This is a genomic window from Kribbella sp., from assembly GCF_035687465.1.
GTDB lineage: Bacteria > Actinomycetota > Actinomycetes > Propionibacteriales > Kribbellaceae > Kribbella.
Genome location: NZ_DASRXP010000410.1, coordinates 1 through 4,431 on the forward strand (window position 1 = coordinate 1; position 4,431 = coordinate 4,431).

The 4,431-nt window shown below is 66.9% G+C and carries 4 protein-coding genes; 1 reads left to right on the forward strand and 3 read right to left on the reverse strand.

What is annotated here, in order from left to right:
* On the reverse strand, positions 1–568 hold a 568-nt coding region (locus VFG33_RS21215), incomplete at its 3' end, for a hypothetical protein (protein WP_325054655.1).
* Between the two features lie 117 nt (positions 569–685).
* On the opposite strand from VFG33_RS21215, the gene VFG33_RS21220 reads away from it, so the two are divergent.
* A complete protein-coding gene (locus tag VFG33_RS21220) occupies positions 686–1,030 on the forward strand; it encodes a hypothetical protein (RefSeq protein WP_325054656.1) in 345 nt (114 codons plus the stop codon).
* A 37-nt stretch (positions 1,031–1,067) separates the two neighbouring features.
* Here the strand turns inward: VFG33_RS21220 and VFG33_RS21225 are convergent, their stop codons facing one another.
* Both VFG33_RS21225 and VFG33_RS21230 read right to left on the reverse strand, forming a co-directional pair.
* A complete protein-coding gene (locus tag VFG33_RS21225) occupies positions 1,068–1,499 on the reverse strand; it encodes a toxin-antitoxin system HicB family antitoxin (protein WP_325054657.1) in 432 nt (143 codons plus the stop codon).
* Between the two features lie 112 nt (positions 1,500–1,611).
* Positions 1,612–4,182 (reverse strand): bifunctional FO biosynthesis protein CofGH, encoded by a 2,571-nt coding sequence (locus tag VFG33_RS21230; RefSeq protein WP_325054658.1) that lies wholly within the window; start codon positions 4,180–4,182, stop codon positions 1,612–1,614.
* Positions 4,183–4,431 lie beyond the last annotated feature (249 nt).

The window sequence follows — 4,431 nt, forward strand, 5'->3', positions numbered from 1 at the left end:
CGAACGCCAAGCAGAGCAGGGCGATCCGCAGCGGCAGCGGCAGCACGAAGGGTGGACTGCCGGCCAACTGCAGGCCACTTGGCTGATCTGAGTAGTTGACGGTGTCAGTGGAGACGACGAAGTTCACTAGCAAGGCTGCCAAAGGTGCGGCGATCGCAACCAGCCGCCACCGCCATCCCGGCAGAGGCCCGTCTGGGAACACCAGCACCAACGCGACGAAGCCCAGGAACTGCCAAGGCCAGACACCGACACCGACTACCGCGGCTGTGTGAGAACCCGGCCAGGGATCGGCCGTGAAGTAGCTCGCGCCCCACTCCTCGATTGCGTACACCACGGCCGGTAAGGCGCTCGTCCAGGCGAGTGCTGGCCCAACGGGACTCGTCGGAGCCCGAAGCCCGACCAGCCAGCCGAGGATCAGCGCAGGAGCCAAGAGCAGGGTCAGTGTGGGGAAATCCGCAGGCTCGCCGATGGAGGCCGGGCCGAAAGCCAGTGCTGACCGCACCGCAGTGGCCGCGACGAAGACGACCGTCGCGGCTACCACCCAGCGGAGAGCTCTGGACCTGACCACACCTCATGATCGCCGGGACGGCCTGATAGCGCACCAGTGCCAGCACGTGAGTGCTGGCGTCGATCAGGTGCGGCGGTGGCACGGATGTCCGTCAGGCTCGGTGAGAGGAGCTTGGAGATGTCATCAGACATCCACCTCGGAGGGATCCTCATGATTGCCTTGATCACCGTGCTCTGCGCCTTCCCGCTCGGCTTCCTGCTCCGCAGCCGACTGTCGGCCTGCGTCGCCTACATCGCGATCTTCAGCTACACCTTCACTTTCCAGAGCGTGGACCTGGTCCGCGGCTGGGTCGGCGATCGGACCCGGGGATTCCCGGAGGATCCGCAGGCGGTGTCGTGGGAGTATCTCGCCGTCACCGGCGCCATCTACCTGATCGGCTTCGGTCTGATCGTGGTCGGCCACCGGCTCGGCACCAAGCGCCGAAACCGAACCACCGCAGTCGACCTCGACCCGGCTCGCTGACGCTCGCTGTTCGTTCACCGTCAATCACCGCTGAAACTCACTCGCCGACCGCGCGCTCCAGCGCCTCCCGGGCGAACTGCGACAGGCTGATGCCTTGAGCTTTGGCCTTCGCCTCGGCGCGAGCCTGCAGTTCATCGGGCACCCGGAAGGCGATCTGAGGCGAGGCCCGCCGGGAGCCACTGAGTGATGGGCGCCCGGCCCGAGCCTGCTCCAGAGCGTCTTCCGCGAGCTCACTCGCGCGCTTCTCCGTGATGCGCTCGCCCCGCTTGTCGCGCACCACCTCGGCATCGAGGTCGACATCCTCGCGTACGAGTGCTTCCGCTTCGTCATCCCTTCCCCTCGCTCTCCTCCCGCACCGCGGTCGGTTGTCGAGGTTGAGGAGGTCTTGGAGGAGTGGGGTGGTCGTCAGGGCGATGTAGACGATCAGGGCGAGTGTGGTGGTGATGGTCGCGAGGATAAAGATGAGCATGGTGGTTCCCCCCGTAAATCCCTTTCGGAGGAAGTACGGGGGAACGCCGTGGTCAGTTCATCGCACTCAGCGATCGACGTGAAACCCTGTAAAACAAGCGATTGCAGGCTTGTCAGGGGAGCAGGTCGAGTGAGCCTCCGACGTTGCTGAGGGGGCGGTGGACCTCGCCGTAGGTGGTGGTGCGTTGGCGGGCCGGGCGGCCTGCGGCGGTGGCCATTTGGGTCAGCTCTTCGATGGACTTGCGGGAGCCGTGCTTGGAGCCGGCCATCCGGCTGAGGGTCTCCTCCATCAGGGTGCCGCCGATGTCGTTCACGCCGCCGTTCAGTACTGCGACGCAACCGTCGACGCCGAGCTTCACCCATGAGCACTGGATGTTGTCGATCCGCCCGTGCAGCATGATCCGCGACATCGCGTGCACCGCGCGGTTCTCGTCGTACGTCGGACCGGGGCGCGCCACACCGGCCAGGTAGATCGGCGAGTTCTGGTGGATGAACGGCAGCAGCACGAACTCGGTGAACCCGCCCGTCTGGTCCTGCACCGCGGCGATCGTGCGCAGGTGCTGGACCCAGTGATGCGGCGAGTCCACGTGCCCGTACATCATCGTCGACGACGACGGCAGTCCCACCTTGTGCGCGGTACTGATCACCTCGATCCAGCTTGCCGTCGGCAACTTTCCCTTGGTCAGGATCCAGCGCACGTCGTCGTCCAGGATCTCCGCCGCCGTGCCCGGGATGCTGTCCAGCCCGGCCTCTTTCACCGAGATCAGGAACTCCTCGATCGACAGCCCGGTCCGGACGGAGCCGTTCACGATCTCCATCGGCGAGTACGCGTGCACGTGCATCTCCGGGACCCGGTCCTTGACCGCCCGCACCAGGTCCGCGTACGCAGTACCGGGCAGGTCCGGGTGGATGCCGCCCTGCATGCAGACCTCGGTGGCGCCGATCACCCAGGCCTCCTCGGCGCGCTGGGCGACCTCATCCATCGACAGTGAGTACGCGTCCGCGTCGGTCCGCCGCTGGGCGAAGGCACAGAAGCGGCAACCCGTGTAACAGACATTGGTGAAGTTGATGTTCCGGTTCACTACATAAGTCACATCGTCGCCGACCGTTGCCTTCCGCAACTCATCCGCGATCCCCGCCAACGCGTCCAGCGCCGGCCCGGTAACCGTCATCAACGTCAGAGCCTGAGCATCCGACAACCCCGCCGGATCCCGCTCGGCAGCGGCCAAGGCAGCTTTCACCTCGGCCTCGATCCGCTCCGGCTGGCTTTCTCCAGCGCGGCGGGCGGCGACGTCTTCGCGGAGGACGTCCCAGTCGCCGTACGCCGCGTCGAAGTCGGAGCGGGTTTCCGTACGGCGGCCCTCGGTGTCGATCGCGGTGTGCAGGTCGGTCCGCCCGACGCTGTCCCAGCCGCCATCGGGCTCCTGCCACGGCAGACCCTTGGGGTACGCGTCCTCGTTCGCCAGCCCGGTCTCGGGATCGACCAGCGCCTCCACGTGCGAGATCAGCCGCGGATCCAGCCAGGGCTCCCGCAGGTACTCCGGGTGCGCGGTCAGCCTTTCCCGCAAGGCGAAACCGGCCTCGGCCGTCACCTTGGCAAGATCGTCGATCTGCGGCCAGGGACGCTCAGGGTTCACGTGGTCAGGCGTCAGCGGCGAGACCCCGCCGAAGTCGTCGACCCCGGCATCGAGCAGCCGGCGGCACTCGTTGAGGTCCACCAGGTTCGGCGGCGCCTGGACCCGCATCCGTGGGCCGAGCACGATCCGCGCGACCGCGATCGCGGCCAGCCACTCGTCCAGCGGGACGTCGGCGTCATTGCGCATCGCCGTGTCCGGCTTCACCCGGAACCCCTGGATGATCACTTCCTGGATACCGCTGTACTGCCGGGCGATCCGCCGCAGCGCGAAGATGGAATCGGCCCGCTCTTCGAGGTTCTCGCCGATGCCGATCAGCAGGCCACTGGTGAACGGCACGTTCGACCGACCGGCATCCTCCAGCACCCGCAGCCGGATCGCCGGGTCCTTGTCGGGCGAACCGAAGTGCGGCTGGCCCTTCTCCTCGAACAGTCGGCGCGAGGTGGTCTCCAGCATCATGCCCATGCTCGGCGCGACCGGCTTCAGCCGCTGCAGGTCCTGCCACGACATCACGCCCGGGTTCAGGTGCGGCAGCAACCCGGTCTCCTCGAGCACCCGGATCGCCATCGCCCGCACGTAGTCGAGCGTGCTGTCGTAGCCAGCCTCTTCGAGCCACTGAGCAGCCGCGTCCCAGCGATCCTCGGGAGCATCGCCAAGAGTGAAGAGCGCCTCCTTGCAGCCGAGCGCCGCCCCCTGCCGCGCGATCTCGAGCACCTCATCAGGACTCAGGTACGGCGAATGCACCCGGCCTGGTGTGGTCGCGAAGGTGCAGTAGTGACAGCGATCCCGGCACAACCGCGTGAGCGGGATGAAGACCTTCTTGGAGTACGTGACGACCCCACTGCGCCCGGCGTCCGCCAGTCCCTGGTCCCTGACCCGGGCGGCTGTCGCCATCAGCGCAACGAGGGCCTCGCCGGAGGCGGTGAGCAGGATCTCGGCCTCGGTCGGGTCGAGGGTCTTGCCGTCGTCCGCACGCTTCAACGCCCTGCGCATCGCGGTACTCATCGGGGCCGGCTGAGCGGTTCCTGGTGAAGTGTCGTTGTGAGGCACGAGGACGAGCGTATGTCGCCGAAAGCGCCGATCCGACCGTTTTCGGGCCCGAAAAACAAGTGGTACGTCTGTCCTGATAGTTTGCCGTTCGTGCAGGTCAGGCAGGTACTAGCGACCAGAACCGACGGCCGGAGGCTGCGCGGCAACCTTCGTCGCACCGAGTTGCTGACGGCGACGTTGAGGGTGGTCGAGCGGGACGGGGTCGCCGGTGTCAGTCATCGCGCGGTGGCGGCCGAGGCGGGTGTTTCG

Bases quoted from the DNA above. Each gene is read 5' to 3' on its own strand.
- VFG33_RS21220 (WP_325054656.1), top strand. From the start codon at position 686: ATGTCATCAGACATCCACCTCGGAGGGATCCTCATGATTGCCTTGATC.
- VFG33_RS21225 (WP_325054657.1), bottom strand. From the start codon at position 1,499: ATGCTCATCTTTATCCTCGCGACCATCACCACCACACTCGCCCTGATC.